General features: G+C 70.3%; 14 protein-coding genes. 9 read left to right on the top strand and 5 right to left on the bottom strand.

The genetic code is table 11. From position 1 onward, the window contains the following. Window positions 1-23: 23 nt before the first annotated feature. Genes HUX88_RS29935 through HUX88_RS29945 form a run of 3 tightly spaced genes read right to left on the bottom strand, consistent with a single transcriptional unit; the run spans window position 24 to window position 4282 of the window. Window positions 24-1262 carry a DUF4010 domain-containing protein gene (locus HUX88_RS29935; protein ID WP_176364112.1) on the bottom strand — a complete coding sequence of 413 codons (1239 nt, stop codon included), beginning with the start codon at window positions 1260-1262 and terminating at the stop codon, window positions 24-26. A gap of 9 nt (window positions 1263-1271) precedes the next feature. Continuing rightward, window positions 1272-3866 (bottom strand): magnesium-translocating P-type ATPase, encoded by a 2595-nt coding sequence (gene mgtA / locus HUX88_RS29940; RefSeq protein WP_176364113.1) that lies wholly within the window; start codon window positions 3864-3866, stop codon window positions 1272-1274. Window positions 3867-3898: 32 nt separating this feature from the next. Beyond that, on the bottom strand, window positions 3899-4282 hold the full coding sequence (locus tag HUX88_RS29945; RefSeq protein WP_176364114.1) for a TraR/DksA family transcriptional regulator: 384 nt from the start codon (window positions 4280-4282) through the stop codon (window positions 3899-3901). A 183-nt stretch (window positions 4283-4465) separates the two neighbouring features. On the opposite strand from HUX88_RS29945, the gene HUX88_RS29950 reads away from it, so the two are divergent. The 5 genes from HUX88_RS29950 (at window position 4466) to fnr (ending at window position 9448) form a co-directional block, all read left to right on the top strand. Beyond that, a complete protein-coding gene (locus HUX88_RS29950; protein ID WP_229213540.1) occupies window positions 4466-5974 on the top strand; it encodes a PAS domain S-box protein in 1509 nt (502 codons plus the stop codon). Continuing rightward, window positions 5971-6384 carry a response regulator gene (locus tag HUX88_RS29955; protein ID WP_117010178.1) on the top strand — a complete coding sequence of 138 codons (414 nt, stop codon included), beginning with the start codon at window positions 5971-5973 and terminating at the stop codon, window positions 6382-6384. Before HUX88_RS29950 ends, HUX88_RS29955 begins: the two co-directional genes overlap by 4 nt. Next, on the top strand, window positions 6381-7847 hold the full coding sequence (locus tag HUX88_RS29960) for a response regulator (RefSeq protein WP_117010179.1): 1467 nt from the start codon (window positions 6381-6383) through the stop codon (window positions 7845-7847). Before HUX88_RS29955 ends, HUX88_RS29960 begins: the two co-directional genes overlap by 4 nt. 11 nt (window positions 7848-7858) lie before the next feature. Next, on the top strand, window positions 7859-8497 hold the full coding sequence (locus HUX88_RS29965; protein WP_117010180.1) for a response regulator transcription factor: 639 nt from the start codon (window positions 7859-7861) through the stop codon (window positions 8495-8497). 153 nt (window positions 8498-8650) lie between these two features. Then, window positions 8651-9448 carry a fumarate/nitrate reduction transcriptional regulator Fnr gene (fnr, locus tag HUX88_RS29970; protein WP_301547064.1) on the top strand — a complete coding sequence of 266 codons (798 nt, stop codon included), beginning with the start codon at window positions 8651-8653 and terminating at the stop codon, window positions 9446-9448. An 8-nt stretch (window positions 9449-9456) separates the two neighbouring features. On the opposite strand, the gene HUX88_RS29975 is transcribed toward fnr, so the two are convergent. Both HUX88_RS29975 and HUX88_RS29980 read right to left on the bottom strand, forming a co-directional pair. Beyond that, entirely contained in the window at window positions 9457-9849 is a 393-nt protein-coding gene (locus tag HUX88_RS29975) for a TraR/DksA family transcriptional regulator (RefSeq protein ID WP_158568778.1), read from the bottom strand. A gap of 39 nt (window positions 9850-9888) precedes the next feature. Then, entirely contained in the window at window positions 9889-10728 is an 840-nt protein-coding gene (locus HUX88_RS29980) for a universal stress protein (protein ID WP_176364115.1), read from the bottom strand. Window positions 10729-10974: 246 nt separating this feature from the next. Between HUX88_RS29980 and HUX88_RS29985 the strand changes: the two genes are divergently transcribed. The 4 genes from HUX88_RS29985 to HUX88_RS30000 are packed head-to-tail and all read left to right on the top strand — an operon-like array spanning window position 10975 to window position 15609. After that, window positions 10975-12402, top strand: coding sequence for an efflux transporter outer membrane subunit (locus tag HUX88_RS29985; RefSeq protein WP_176364116.1), 1428 nt, complete (start codon window positions 10975-10977; stop codon window positions 12400-12402). Further along, window positions 12399-13694 carry an efflux RND transporter periplasmic adaptor subunit gene (locus HUX88_RS29990; protein WP_176364117.1) on the top strand — a complete coding sequence of 432 codons (1296 nt, stop codon included), beginning with the start codon at window positions 12399-12401 and terminating at the stop codon, window positions 13692-13694. Before HUX88_RS29985 ends, HUX88_RS29990 begins: the two co-directional genes overlap by 4 nt. Continuing rightward, complete coding sequence (locus HUX88_RS29995) at window positions 13691-14407, top strand: ABC transporter ATP-binding protein (RefSeq protein ID WP_176364118.1); 717 nt, start codon at window positions 13691-13693, stop codon at window positions 14405-14407. Before HUX88_RS29990 ends, HUX88_RS29995 begins: the two co-directional genes overlap by 4 nt. After that, window positions 14407-15609 carry an ABC transporter permease gene (locus HUX88_RS30000; RefSeq protein WP_117010187.1) on the top strand — a complete coding sequence of 401 codons (1203 nt, stop codon included), beginning with the start codon at window positions 14407-14409 and terminating at the stop codon, window positions 15607-15609. The genes HUX88_RS29995 and HUX88_RS30000 overlap by 1 nt, the downstream gene beginning before the upstream one ends. Window positions 15610-15615: the final 6 nt, after the last annotated feature.

The following is a 15615-nucleotide window of genomic DNA, read 5'->3' on the forward strand; positions in this document are numbered from 1 at the left end:
GCCCGGCGCAGGCCGGGCGTGCCTCACCAGCTGGCCAGCAGCGACGGCAGGCTGGCCGCCAGCAGTATCGCCACCAATCCCCATCCTACCCGGCGCAGGAACAAGCGGCCACCGCCGGCGGCGGCCGCCGCCAGTTTGCTCGACGTGTTGGCCGCCAACGCGCACAGCAGAATATGCCGCGCCGCCGCCGGCGTCAGCACGCCGCTGTCGGCCAGCGACAGAATGGAGCTGGCGGCCGCGTGCACGTCCACCAGCCCGACCAGCAACGCCCCCAGCGTGGCCGCCGCCGTGCCCAGATAGGCGTTGGCGTAGGCCATCAGCGCGGTGGCGCCGCTCAGGATCAGCGCGAACACCACCGACTGCCGGATGCTGAACACGCGGCCGCCGCGCGCGGGCGGACGCACCGGCGTGGACGCGGCGCGCAACAGCGCGGCCGACACCAGCGCCGTCGCCAGCAGCGCGCAGGCCAGCGTGGGCGCCAGCGACAGCAACTGTCCCGGCGCGATGGTCAGCACCACCACGAACAGCAGCAGATACGTGGCCACGTTCGACAGCAACGCGGCCGCCGCGCACGCGCCCAGCAGCGACGGCTCGCGGCGGTAGCGCCGCCCCATGTCGGCGGTGGCGGCGACGCTGGAGACAAAGCCCGAGGCCAGCCCCGTCAGCGCCAGGCCCATGCGCGGACCGGCCATACGCATGGCGACATGGGCGACCGCCTGCAGCGCCATCAGCACCACCACCAGCCCCCACATGCGGCGCGGATTGACGCCCAGCAGCCAGCTGTTGGCCGCGTCCGGCAGCAGCGGCCAGATCACCAGCGCGGCGCCGGCCAGGATCAGGCCGTCGCGCAGCTCGCCGCTCTTGAGCGTGACGCGGATGAAGTGATGCAGCGGCGCGCGCAGGTTGAGCATCGACGCCACCAGCACCGCCAGGCCGGTCGACAGCTGCGGATGGCCGACCGCGTTCACGCCCAGCAGGAAGCTGGCGAACAAGGCCAGCTGCGTCACCATGCCGGACTCCTGCGCGCTGGCGCGGTAGTAGCCGACCACGTTGAGCGCCACCACCATCAGCGCCGCCATCAGCGTCAGCGCGGGATCGATGGTCTGGGCCAGCGCGCCGCACAGCGCCACCAGCGCGAAGCTGCGCACGCCGGCCAGCGCGTGCGCGGAGGCCTCGCCCTTGCGCCGCTCGCGCTCGATGCCGATCAGCATGCCGCTGCCGAGGGCGGCGCCCAGTCCGATCAAATTGGCGCTGATGCTCATGGGCGCTCCCTACAGTTGGCCGTAACGGTGCGCCAGCCAGCTCTTGAGCAGCTGGGCCGACACCAGGTAGGCGCCGACGATGGCCGACAGCGCCAGCCAGTAGCCGCCGGGCGGCGTGACGAAGCCGAGCGCGTCGCCGAAGGACGACAGCGGCAGCCACAGGCCCAGCGCGCAGACCGCCAGCGTGGTCGCCAGCAGCGCCGTGCTGGACTTGCTTTGCACGAAGGGCACCTTGCCGGTGCGCAGGACGTGCACCACCAGCGTCTGCGTCAGCAGCGATTCGAGGAACCAGCCGGACTGGAACAGCGCCGGCTGATGGGCCGCGTCGAACAGATACCACAGCACGCCGAAGGTCAGGTAGTCGAACAGCGAGCTAAGCGGGCCGAGGTACAGCATGTTGCGCCAGATGTTGCCGATGTCCCAGCGGCGCGGCCGGCGCAGGTAGCCGGGGTCGACGTGGTCGCTGGCCAGCGCGGTCTGCGACACGTCGTACAGCAGGTTGTTGAGCAGGATCTGCACCGGCGCCATCGGCAGGAAGGGCAGCAGCACGCTGGCGCCCAGCACGCTGAGCATGTTGCCGAAGTTGGAGCTGGCGCTCATGCGCAGGTATTTGCTGATGTTGCCGAACACCTTGCGGCCCTCGACCACGCCATCTTTCAAGGCCATCAGGCTCTTCTGCAGCAGGATGATGTCGGCCGATTCCTTGGCGATGTCGACCGCGCTGTCGACCGAGATGCCGACGTCGGCCGCCTTCAGCGCGGCGCCGTCGTTGATGCCGTCGCCCAGGTAGCCGACCACGTGGCCGCGGCTTTGCAGCGCGCGGATCACGCGCGCCTTTTGCTGCGGCGCCAGCTTGGCGAACACCGACACTTCTTCGGCGCGCAGCGCCAGCGCGGCGTCGTCGAGGGCGTCGATGTCGCTGCCCAGCATGACCTGCTGCACCGGCAGCCCGACATGGCGGCACACGCTGCGCGTGACGGTGGCGTTGTCGCCGGTCAGCACCTTGACCGCCACGCCGTAGTGGCTCAGCGCGCGCAGGGCCTCGGCCGCGCTGTCCTTGGGCGGGTCGAGGAAGGCGATGTAGCCCACCAGCAGCAGGTCCGTTTCGGCGCGGTTGTCGATCACCGTCTCGCCGGCGGCCAGCTCGCGGCAGGCCACGGCGATCACGCGGAAGCCGTCCTCGTTGAGCTCGTTCACCACGCGGTCCAGCGCCACGCCGTGGTGGTCCTGCAGCGAGATGACGCCCGCGCCGGTCTCGGCCCGGGTACAGACGCTGAGCACTTCCTCCACCGCGCCCTTGCAGATCAGCACGCGGGTGCCGTCGCTGCGCTCGACCACCACCGACATGCGGCGCCGCTGGAAGTCGAACGGCAGCTCGTCGATCTTGCGGAAGGCGTGGTCGGCGTCCAGGTGCTCGTGCACGTCCACGTAGTTGAGCACGGCCACGTCCAGCAGGTTCTTCAGGCCGGTCTGGTAGTAGCTGTTCAGGTAGGCGTATTCGGTCACGCGGGCCGAGTCCTTGCCCTCGATGTCGACATGGCGCTCCATGATCACGCGGTCCTGCGTCAGCGTGCCGGTCTTGTCGGTGCACAGCACGTCCATCGCGCCGAAGTTCTGGATCGCGTTGAGCCGCTTGACGATCACCTGCTTGCCCGACATGGCCAGCGCGCCCTTGGCCAGGTTGATGGTCACGATCATCGGCAGCATCTCCGGCGCCAGGCCGACCGCCACCGCCACCCCGAACAGCAGCGCCTGCAGCCAGTCGCCCTTGCTCAAGCCGTTGAGCAGGAACACCAGCGGCATCATCACGATCATCACCCGTATCATCAGCCAGACGAACTGGTTGACGCCGCGGTCGAAGCTGGTCAGGGCGCGGGCGCCGGCCAGGTCGCTGGCGATCTGGCCGAAGCAGGTGCGCGCGCCGGTGGCCACCACCAGCGCGCTGGCGGTGCCGCTGACCACGGTGCTGCCCATGAAGGCGATGTTGCCCAGCTCCAGCGCGGGCAGGCCGGCGGCGGCCAGCGCCTGGCCGTGCTTCTCGACCGGCAGCGCCTCGCCGGTCAGCGCGGACTGGCTGACGAACAGGTCGCGGCTGGACAGGATGCGCAGGTCGGCCGGCACCAGCGCGCCGGCCGACAGCCGCACGATGTCGCCTGGCACCAGCGCGGCCAGCGGCAGGTCGCCGGCCTGGCCGTCGCGCAGCACGCTGGCGGTGGTGGCCACCATCGAGCGCAGGCGTTCGGCCGCCAGGTCGGAGCGGTGCTCCTGCACGAACGCCAGCAGCGACGACAGCACCACCATGACGGCGATCACGATGGCGCCCCAGGCCTGGCCGGTCAGGTAGTTGACCAGCGCCAGGGCCAGCAGCAACAGCGACAGCGGGCTGGCCAGCAAGGTCAGGAAGCGCAGCCAGGCGTTGCCGTGGGCCTGGTGGACCACCGCGTTGGGCCCGGTCCGCTGCAAGCGGTTGCGCGCCTCCTGGTCGGTCAGCCCGCCGGCGCGGCTGTCCAGCAGGCGCAGCGCGGCGTCGGGATCGGCTGCCGCGTAATTCTGCAGCAGGGCTTGTTGCTGGGCGTTGGCGGCGCTGGGCGGGTTGGCGGACATGTCGTTGGTCGGGCTCCGGTGGGGTGAAGGGGTCAGTTGCGCTTGCCGCGATGCGGGCGCCGCTCGTGCGCCTGCTGGCAGGGCAGGCACATGTGCGCGGTCGGCTGCACCCGCAGGCGCTCATGCGGGATGGCGACGCCGCAGCCCTGGCAGCGGCCATAGCTGCCGTCCGCCAGGCGCGCGCACGCGCTGTCGAGGCCGCGCAGGGTCGCCAGATCCTCGGCCAGCCGCACCGGGTCGCAGCCCGGCAGCTGCCTGGCGATGGCCGGATCGTCCGGCGAAGCCGTGCCGTCGAGCAACTGCGCGGTCAGCGGCAACGGCCCCAGGCGCAGGCGCAGCTGGCTGGCCAGTTCGGCGCGGTGGCGGTGCAGGCGGGCGGCGAGCGCTTCCAGTTCGGTGGGCGAGGGCGGGTTCATGGCACCACTGTAGGGCCGCGCCCGCGCGCCGTCAGTAGCGCCCGTTGATCCAGATCAAAATGCCCGGGAATACTATCGGTCCCGGTTCCTTGCCGATAAGGCACTTTTTTTTGTGTTTCGGGCGATTCAAACGTATCATCGAGGTTTGGGTGCCGGATTGGCATCGTTATTCGGGATGCGCCTTTGAAAAATCTGGGAATTGAGGGCTTGAGTCTGGAGTGGCTGGTGGCCTCGGCCACCGACGCCATGCTGATCGTTGACCAGGACGGCAAGATCGTGCTGGCCAATCCGGCGCTGGAGAAGCTGTTCGGCTACGGGCCGGACGCGATGCTGGGGCTGACGCTGGAATCGCTGGTGCCGTCCCGCTTCCACGCCGCCCACGTCGGCCAGCGCGACGACTTCTTCGAACAGCCGCGTTCGCGCGCCATGGGCGCCGGCGCCGAGCTGTACGGATTGCACCACGACGGCTACGAGTTCGGCGTCGAGGTCAGCCTGTCGCCGCTGCGCACCTCGCAGGGGCGGCAGATGGTGCTGGCCACGGTGCGCGACGTCACCGAGCGCAAGCTGGCCGAGCAGGCGCTGCAGGAAAGCGAGGCGCGCATGCGCGCCATCTTCGAGACCGCCGTGGACGCCATCCTCACCATCGACGAGCGCGGCGTGCTGGAGCGCCTGAACCCGGCCGCCGAACGCATGTTCGGCTACACCGAGGCCGAGGTGGCCGGCCGCAACGTCTCGATGCTGATGCCGCAGCCGCACCGCGCCCAGCACGACGGCTACCTGGCGCACTACCGCGAGACCGGCGAGAAGCGCATCATCGGCAAGGGCCGCGAGGTCGAGGGCCTGCGCAAGGACGGCGGCGTGTTCCCGATCGAGCTGTCGGTGGTCGAGATGCAGCTGGGCGCGCGCCGCATGTTCACCGGCATGGTGCGCGACATTTCCGAGCGCAAGGCGGCCGAGGACCGCAACCGCCGCCTGATGCAGGAAATCAGCAGCGCCAACGAGGAGCTGACCAACTTCGCCTACGTGGTGTCGCACGACCTGAAGGCGCCGCTGCGCGGCATCGGCTCGCTGGCCGACTGGCTGGCCACCGACTACGCCGAGCAGTTCAACGACGAGGGCAAGGAGCACATGCGCCTGCTGATCAACCGGGTGCACCGGATGAGCAGCCTGATCGACGGCATCCTGCAGTACTCGCGCGTGGGCCGGGTGCGCGAGGCGCAATTGCCGGTCGACCTGAACCGCCTGCTGGTGGACGTGGTCGACCTGCTGGCGCCGCCGCCGGCCTTCCGCGTGACGGTGGCGCCGGCGCTGCCGACCGTGCTGATCGAGCCGACCCGCATCCAGCAGGTGTTCCACAACCTGATCTCCAACGCCATCAAGTACATGGACAAGCCGGACGGCCAGATCGAGATCGGCTGCGCCGACGACGGCAGCCACTGGCGCTTCAGCGTGCGCGACAACGGCCCCGGCATCGAGACGCGCCATTTCGAGCGCATCTTCCAGCTGTTCCAGACGCTGGCCTCGCGCGACCGCGTCGAGAGCACCGGCGTGGGCCTGGCGCTGGCCAAGAAAATCGTCGAAATGTACCACGGCCGCATCTGGCTCGAATCGCAGATGGGGCAGGGCAGCACCTTCTGGTTCACGCTGCCCAAGTCCGGCGCCCCCCTACCCAGAACAGGATCCATCCAATGAAAGTACTGAACAAACCCATCCTGCTGGTTGAAGACGACCACGTCGACATCATGACCATCAAGCGCGCGCTGAAGGAAATCCATGTCGGCAACGAGGTGGTCAGCATGGAACACGGCGAGGCCGGCCTGGCCTACCTGCGCGACCCGGCCAACGAGCGGCCATGCATCATCCTGCTCGACCTGAACATGCCGATCATGAACGGCATCGAATTCCTGCAGCAGATCAAGCTCGACGCCTCGCTGCGCCGCATCCCGGTGGTGGTGCTGACCACCTCCGAGGAACAACAGGACAAGGTGCACAGCTTCGACCTGGGCGTGGCCGGCTACATGGCCAAGCCGGTCGACTACCGCCGCTTCGTCGAGATGATGCGCTCGATCGACCTGTACTGGACCATCAGCGAGATGCCGTGAACGCCCCCCTGCGCGTGCTGATCGTGGAGGACGACGCGGTCGACCGCATGGCGTGCCGGCGCGCCTTCGCCGCCGCGGCCGACGCGCCGTTCGAGCTGCTGGAGGCCGACAGCGGCGAGCAGGGCCTGGCGCTGGCGCGCAGCCAGCGGCCCGACTGCATCCTGCTCGACTACCACCTGCCCGACCTGACCGGGCTGGAGTTCCTGGCCCACCTGAATGGCGACGGCGCGGCGCTGGCCATCCCGGTGATGATGCTGACCGGCGCCGACAGCGCGGCCGTGGCGGCCGAGGCCATGCGGCGCGGCGCGCGCGACTACCTGGTCAAGGACGTCGACGGCTACTACCTGGAGTTCCTGCCGGGCGCGATCCACCGCATGCTGCGCGAGCAGAGCCTGCTGGACGACAAGCGCCAGGCCGAGGCCCGCTTCCGCACGCTGATCGAGCAGATGCAGGCGATCAGCTACATCGCCGAGCTGGGCGAGGCCGGCGCACTGCGCTACATCAGTCCGCAGATCGGCCTGCTGGGTTTCAGCCCGGCCGAGTGGCTGGCCGACCCGGCGCTGCACGGCCAGCGCATGGACCCGGACCGGCGCGAGGCCATCCTGGAGGCGATGCGGCGCAGCCGCCGCGACGCCAGCCCGCTGCACCTGGAGTACCTGCTGCACGCGCGCGACGGCCGCACGCTGTGGTTCCGCGACCAGGCCGAACTGGTGCGCGACGAGCAGGACCAGCCGCTGTTCATGCAGGGCATCATGATCGACATCACCCAGACCAAGCTGGCCGAGCAGGCGCTGCTGGCGTCGCAGCAGGCGCTGCGCAGCCTGTCGGCGCACCAGGAGCAGATCAAGGAGCACGAGCGCAAGCGCATCGCCCAGGAGATCCACGACGAGCTGGGCGGGCTGCTGACCGGCATCAAGGCCTACGTCGCGGTCAGCATCGAGCGCGCGGCGGCGGCCGGGTCGCCGGCCGAGCCGCTGCTGGCCGAGGTGGCCGGGCTGGCGCAGGACGCGATCGACACCGTGCGGCGCGTGATCACCGACCTGCGCCCCAGCGTGCTGGACCAGCTGGGCGTGTGGGCCGCGCTGGAGTGGTACGCCGAGCAGGTCGAGCGCCGCTCGGGCCTGCACTGCCAGTGCGCGGTGGCGCCGGCCGCGGCCGCGCTGGAGCTCGACGCCGGGCGCAGCACGATGCTGTTCCGCATCGCCCAGGAGGCGCTGACCAATGTGGTGCGGCACGCCGAGGCCAGCAACGCCACGCTGCAGGTCGACTACGCCGACGGCGTGCTGGAGCTGCGCATCGGCGACGACGGCCAGGGCATCGAGGCCGAGCGCTTGCTCAACCGCGAATCCTGGGGCATCCTCGGCATGCACGAACGCTGCCGTCACTTCGACGGCGAACTGAAAATCACCGGCAAGCCCGGCGAGGGCACGACCCTGCTGCTGCGCCTGCCATTGGACGAATGACGTGAGTAAAAATGAGTAACAAACCCATCCGCGTGCTGCTGGTCGACGACCACGCGATCGCGCGCAACGGCGTGCGCCTGATGCTGAGCACGGCCGACGACATCCGCGTCGACGGCGAGGCCTGCAACGCGCAGGAGGCGCTGCAGCTGGTGCTGGCCCAGGAGTTCGACGTGGCGCTGCTCGACATCACCATGCCCGGCAAGAACGGCCTGGAACTGCTCAAGCAGCTGCGCGGCGAGCGGCCCAAGCTGGCCGTGCTGATGCTGAGCACGTATTCGGAGGACATCTACGCGGTGCGCGCGCTCAAGCTGGGCGCGGCAGGTTACCTGATCAAGGACGCGCCGACCACCACGCTGGTGGCGGCCGTGCGCAAGGCCGCCTCGGGCGGCAAGCACGTCAGCCCGGCGCTGCTGGAGAAGCTGGCCAGCCTGATCGGCGGCGGCGGCGACGCCGGCCACGAGGCGCTGTCCAACCGCGAGCTGGAGGTGTTCAAGCTGATCGCGGCCGGCGAATCGCTGGTGCGCATCGGCGAAACCCTGCACCTGAGCCCCAACACCGTGACCACCTACCGGTCGCGCATCCTGGAGAAGATGGGCCTGGAAAGTAATGCCGAATTGACAAGATATGCGCTGGAACACGGCATTATCTGACGCTGTAGGGGAATCCCTACAGGTTTTTGTCGGGCGATCCTTACACGCCGTGGCAGCGAAGCCCGATTAGCAGGGCGCCGCCCATCGCCGATACTGTGTCCATGCCCAAGCCATCATCGCGATGCGCCGGCCAGCAGACTAAGGAGCATGGACATGATGACCAATATACAACTCGCAGCATCCGGCGGCACCGTGGGTGCGGCGCAATCGAAATGCGGCATGTGCGGCTTCAAAAATCTCTGCCTGCCGCAGGGACTCAACGAGAGCGAGATGGGCCGCCTGGACAAGATCATCGGCCGCCGCCGCCGCGTCGAGCGCGACGAGAACCTGTGCCGCATGGAGCAGCCTTTCCACAGCCTGTACGCGGTGCGCTTCGGCCACTTCAAGACCTCGCGCGTCAACCACAGCGGCCAGCAGCAGATCACCGGCTTCCAGATGGCCGGCGAACTGCTGGGCATGGACGCCATCGGCAGCGGCCAGCACGCTTGCGGCGTGGTGGCGCTGGAGGACAGCGAAGTGTGCGAGATCCCGTTCGCCCGCCTGCAGGAACTGTTCGCCGAAGTGCCGCAGCTGCTGCGCCACTTCCACCGCATCATGAGCCAGGAAATCATGCGTGAACAAAATGCCATGCTCTTCCTCGGCAATATGCGCGCCGAGCAGCGCTTCGCCACCTTCCTGCTGAACCTGTCGACCCGCTACGCCGCGCGCGGCTACTCGCCCAACAGCTTCCAGCTGCGCATGTCGCGCGAGGACATCGGCGACTACCTGGGCCTGACCATCGAGAGCATCAGCCGCCTGCTGTCGCGCTTCCGCGCCAGCGGCTGGATCGCGGTCGACAAGCGCGAACTGACCCTGCTCGACCACCCCAGCCTGGAGGCGCTGGCCACCGGCATGCCCGCACCGGCCGCCGGCGCCCGTCCGGCCATCATGATGCAGGCCGCCATGGCCTGATGCCGCCGTCAGCGCGGCGGCATTTTCGACCCACCCCGCAGTTCCAGTTCCGTCTGGCAGTCCCGGCACATCTCGGCCTCGGGCTGCGCCAGCAGGCGCGCTTCCAGGATGGCCTCGCCGCAGCGCGAGCACTGGCCGTAGCCGCCGTGGTGCAGCCGCGCCAGCGCGTCGTCCACGCTGCGCAACTCCAATAGTTCATGATTGAGCAGCGCGATATCGGTATCGCTGAGCTGGCTGGCCTCGGCCAGGTCGGCGTCGATGGCGTAGTTGTTGAACAGGGCCATCTCCTGTTGTTCGTCAGCCTGGTGCAGACGTTGCCGCAACTGGGCGGCCAGTTGCTCGCGCCGTTGCTGGAGCCGGTTGCTCAATACTTGCATGACGTTGGCGCTGACGGTACTCATGGTGTTCTCCATTGTTATCGGTGTTGCGGGGGTGTTGGTTCAGTGCGCCATCAGGACCGGCAGCGTCATCTCGCGCAGCACGGTGCGGGTGGCGCCGCCGAGCAGCCATTCGTGCAGGCGCTGGTGGCCGTAGCCGCCCATCACCAGCAGGTCGGCGCCGCCGGCGGCGGCCATGTCCAGCAGCGCTTCGCCGGCCCGGCGGTCCTGGTCCTGCGCGACCAGCGTGACGTCCACGCCGTGCCGGAACAGGTAGCGGGCCAGTTCGGCGCCCGGCACGTCGGCCTGGCGTCCATGGCCGTCGGTGCGCGGCGCGGCGGCGACCGTGACGGCGGCGGCGCGCTTGAGCATCGGCAGCGCGGCCGTGACGGCGCGCGCGGCCGAGGCGCTGCCGTTCCAGCCCACCAGCACATGCTTGCCGAGCTGCTCGAACCGGCCGGCGTGCGGCGCCAGCAGCACCGCGCGCGGGCTGTGGAACATCACGGTTTGCGGCAGGCGGGCCTGCAGGCTGTTGCTGTGGTCGTGCGGGTCGGACTGGCTCAGCACCAGCAGGTCGGCGTACGGGCTTTGCAGGATCAGGCCGTCGTCGGCCGCGTCGTCGACCGTCCGCGCCTCGATGGACGGCACGCCGAGGCGGCTGGCGCAATCGGTGAACTGCGACAGCGCCGCGTCGGCGCGGTCGTGCAGCAGGCGCAGGTCGAAGGGGAAGGGCGTGCCGACCGCGGCGATCGAGCCGTCGGGCAGGGCGTGGCGCGACAGGCCGGTCATGGCGGCGCCGACCAGATGGGTATCATGCGCCAGCGCGACCAGCGCCGCCAGCCGGATGCGCTGTTCGGCCTGCGGCGTGCCGTCGGCATGCACGAGTATGGTTTTGTAGGACATGGTGTCTCCCTGATGGCTGGCACGGATTCGGCGACGCGGCATTTGAGTCGCGTCAAGTACCGTCATCGTAGTGATTTGACCGTCCAAATTGATTGATCCAAATCAAGCGCGACGGAGTCTGGCGATACTCGCGCTGTATGTGTCCATTTTTTGAGTTGGATCAAATGGCGATGGTGACGCCGGCCCGGTGCGCCCGTACAGTCGGGGAGTGGGCGGCACCGCCGCCTGATCGAGGAGCCGCATCCGATGAAAACGTCCCCGCTGTTGTCCGTCGCACCGCTGTTGCTGGCGCTGGCCGGTTGCGCCAACCTGCGGCCGGTCGGCCTGCCGCCGGCGGCGGCGCCGTTCCAGGCGCCGGCGGACTGGTCGCAAGGCAAGGCCGGCGCGGCGCCGGCCGATGCCGCCGCCTTGGCCGCGTGGTGGCGGCGCTTCAACGATCCCCTGCTGGAACAGCTGGTGGCGCAGGCGCTACAAGCCAATCCCGGCATCGCGCAGGCGCGCGCCACGCTGCAGCAGGCGCGTGCCACGCGCGCGGCGGCGGCGGCCGGCCTGGCCGCCACCGTCAGCGGCAGCGGCCAGGCCCAGCGCAGCAAGCAGGATGGCGCGGCCGTCTCCAATTCCTACAACCTGGGCTTCGACGCCCGCTGGGAGCCGGACATCTTCGGCGCCAACCACTACGGACTGGCGGCCAGCGCCGCCGCCCTGCAGGCCAGCGCGGCCACGCTGGGCGGCACCCAGGTGTCGGTCGCGGCCGAGGTGGCGCGCGACTACGTCGACCTGCGCGGCGCCCAGGCCCGGCTGGCGATCGCGCGCGACAACCTGGCCAATCAGCTGGACACACTGGAGATCACCAACTGGCGGGTCCAGGCCGGCATGTTGACCTCGCTCGAACAGCAGCAGGCGATCACCGCCGCCGAGCAGGCCGCCGCCCAGCTGCCGGTGCTCGAGGCCAGCGTGGCGCAGCTGGGCCACGCGCTGGCCGTGCTGTGCGGGCAGGCGCCGGCCGCGCTGGATGCGCAGCTGGCGGCGCCGCGGGCCATCCCCGGCGACGGCGCGCAACTGGCGCTGAGCCTGCCCGCCGCGACGCTGCGCCAGCGGCCCGACGTGCGGGCGGCCGAGTTCCAACTGGAGGCGGCGCGCGCACGGGTGGGCCAGGCCGACGCGGCCCGCTATCCGCAGTTCCGGCTGGACGGTTCGCTGGGATTGAGCGGCCTGGGCTGGGGCGCCAGCGGCGGCACCCTGCTGCGCACGCTGCTGGCCGGCGTGACCGGCAACGTGCTCGACGGCGGCGCCAGCCAGGCCCAGCTCGACCTGCAACGCGGCGCGCTGGCGCAGGCGCAGGCGGGCTACCTGTCCACCGTGCTGGGCGCCTTGCAGGAGGTGGAGGACGCGCTGGCCTCGCTGACCGGCGAACGGGCGCGGCTGGAGCATCTGCGGCTGGCCGCCGCCGCCGCCGAGAGCGCCGCGCTGCTGGCGCGGCAGCGCTACGCCAGCGGGCTGGTCGATTTTCAAACTGTGCTGGAAACCCAGCGCGCGCTGTACGCGTCGCAGGACGGCGTGGCCGTCACCAGCGCCGACCTGGGCGGCGACCTAGTACGGTTGTACAAGGCGCTGGGCGGCGGCTGGCAGCCCGACGGCGAAGGCGCCGCAACGAAACAAGGAAGCGCACCATGAACCAACCTTTAACCCAGGCGCCCCGGGCCGCCGCCTCCACGCCGCCGGGCGAACTGGCGGAACCGGTCCGGCGTCCGTGGTGGCGCCGCGCCACCTTCTGGGCCGGCATGCTGGCGCTGCTTGCCGCCGGCGCCGGCTTGTATGCGTGGCAGGCGCAGCGCCAGGCGGCGCGCGCGCCCGGCTATGTGACGGTGCCGGTCAAGCGCGGCAGCGTCACGCTCAGCGTCACCGCCAACGGCACCTTGCAGCCCACCCGCGCCGTCAACATCGGCAGCGAGCTGTCCGGCACCGTGGCGCGCGTGCTGGTCGACGTCAACGACCAGGTCCGCGCCGGCCAGGTGCTGGTGGAGCTGGACACGGCCAAGCTGCAGGACCAGATCGTGCGTTCGCGCGCCGCGCTGGCCGCCGCCCGGGCCGCGCTGGCGCAGAGCCAGGCCAGCCTGGCCGAGGCGCGCAGCGCGCTGGCACGGCTGGAGGAGGTGGCCCGCCTGTCCGGCGGCAAAATGCCGTCGCGCGCGGAGCTCGACACCGGCCGCGCGACGCTGGCCCGCGCCGAAGCGGCCGTCCTGAGCGCCGCCGCCAACGTCGACAGCGCGCAGGCCACGCTGTCGACCGACAGCACCAACCTGGCGCGCGCGTCGATCCGCTCGCCCATCGACGGCGTGGTGTTGAGCCGCAGCGTCGATCCCGGCAACGCGGTGGCCGCCTCGCTGCAGGCGGTGACGCTGTTCGCGCTGGCCGAGGACCTGCATCGCCTGCGCCTGCTGGTCAACGTCGACGAGGCCGACGTCGGCGCGATGCAGGCGGGCCAGCAGGCCGGCTTCACCGTCAGCGCCTACGCCGACCGCAGTTATCCCGCCACCGTCACCCGCGTCTCGTACGGCTCGACCATCACCGAGAACGTGGTGACCTACGTCGCCTACCTGGATGTCGACAACGCCGACTTGAGCCTGCGTCCCGGCATGACCGCCACCGCCGTCATCCGCGCGGCCCAGCATGACAATGTGCTGCTGATCCCGAACAGCGCGCTGCGCTTCACGCCCGGCGATACCGGCGCGGCGGCATCGGCGGGGCTGGTGTCGCGGCTGATGCCGCGCCTGCCGTCACGCGCGCCGCGTCAGGCCGGCGTGGCCGCCGCCGTGCGCCGTTCGCTGTGGGTGCTGCGCGACGGCAGGCCGCAGGAGCTGAGCGTCACGCTGGGCATCAGCGACGGCCGCTACACGGAGGTGAGCGGCGCCGGGCTGGAGGCGGGCGTGCCGGTCATCACCGACCAGCGCGCGGCGGCGCCGTGAACGACGCCGTCCCGCTGATACGGCTGCGCGACGTCTGCAAGCGCTACGGCGCGGGCGGCACCGCGCTGATGGCGCTGGACCGGGTCAACCTCGATATCGCGCAGGGCGAGTTCGTCGCCATCATGGGCCCCAGCGGCTCGGGCAAGTCGACCGCCATGAACATCCTCGGCTGCCTCGACACGCCCAGTGCCGGCCAATACCTGTTCCATCAAATCGACGTCGGCGCCGCCACCCGCGACCAACGGGCGCGATTGCGGCGGCGCTACCTGGGCTTCGTGTTCCAGGGCTTTAACCTGCTGGCGCGCACCTCGGCGCAGGAGAATGTGGAGTTGCCGCTGTTGTACCGCGGCGAGGGCGCGGCCCGCCGCCACGTGCTGGCCGCGCAGGCGCTGGCCTCGGTCGGACTGGAAGGCTGGGAGCAGCACACGCCGGCCGAGCTGTCGGGCGGCCAGCAGCAGCGGGTCGCCATCGCGCGCGCCATCGTCAGTTCGCCCTCGCTGCTGCTGGCCGACGAACCGACCGGCAATCTCGATAGCCAGCGCAGCGCCGAGATCATGGAGCTGCTGGCGCGCCTGAACCGCGAGCAGGGCATCACGGTGGTGATGGTCACGCACGAGCCGGACATGGCCCTGTACGCGCAGCGCATCGTGCGCTTCCGCGACGGCCGCATCGAGAGCGATGAACAAAATCCGGCCGCGCAGGAGGTGGGCTAATGCTGCTCAACACCATCCTGCTGGCGCTGCGCTCGATCCGGCGCAACCTGCTGCGCTCCTTCCTGACCATGCTGGGCATCGTGATCGGCGTGGGCGCGGTGATCGCCATGGTCACGCTGGGCAACGGCGCGACCCAGGCGGTGCACGACCAGATCGCGAGTCTGGGCAGCAACCTGCTGATGGTGCGTACCGGCCAGCGCATGGGGCAGGGCGGCTCCGGCGCGCCGGCCTTCAAGGAGGCCGACGCCGAGGCCATCGCGCTGCAGATCGGCGGCATCCGCGCAGTGGCGGCCGAGGCGCGCAGCGGCGCCACTGTGGTGGCCAATGGCCGCAACTGGACCACCACCGTCACCGGCGGCAGCGCCGAATGGATCGCCGCCGCCAACTGGACGCTGAGCGCCGGCCGCCAGTTCGACGACGGCGAGCAGCGCGCCGGCGGCGCCGTCTGCGCCCTGGGCGCGACGGTGGCACGCTCGCTGTTCGGCCGCCGCGATCCGCTGGGCGAGCGGCTGCGCATCAAGCAGTTCTCCTGTGTGATCGTGGCGCTGCTGGCGCCCAAGGGCCAGGGCGCGATGGGCAACGATCAGGACGACGTGGTGCTGCTGCCGCTGCACACGCTGCAGCGCCGCGTGACCGGCAACCAGCGCGTTAACACGCTGCTCATCTCCATGCAGGAGGGCAGCGACGCCACGGCGCTGCAGGCGCGCCTGCGGCTGTTGCTGCGCGAGCGCCGCAAGCTGGGTGCGGCCGAGGAGGACAACTTCAACATCCTCGACACGCGCCAGCTGGCCGAGACGATGTCCGGCGCCACCCGCGTGATGACCACGCTGCTGGCGGCGGTGGCGGCGGTCAGCCTGCTGGTGGGCGGCATCGGCATCATGAACATCATGCTGGTGAGCGTGACCGAGCGCACGCGCGAGATCGGCCTGCGGCTGGCCATCGGCGCGCAGGAGCGCGACGTGCTGCTGCAATTCCTGATCGAGGCCATGGTGCTGGCTGCGCTGGGCGGCCTGGCGGGCGTGCTGCTGGCGGCGCTGGCGACGGTGCTGATGGCGCACGCGCTGCAGCTGCCGTACCTGTTCAATCCCGGTGTGAACCTGCTGTCCTTCCTGTTCTCTGCCGGGATCGGGGTGGTGTTCGGCTACGTGCCGGCGCGCCGCGCCGCGCGCATGGACCCGATCGAGGCGCTGCGCCACGAGTAACGGCGG

The organism is Duganella sp. BJB1802, from assembly GCF_013369445.1.
In the GTDB taxonomy this organism is placed as follows: domain Bacteria; phylum Pseudomonadota; class Gammaproteobacteria; order Burkholderiales; family Burkholderiaceae_D; genus Rugamonas; species Rugamonas vulcania_A.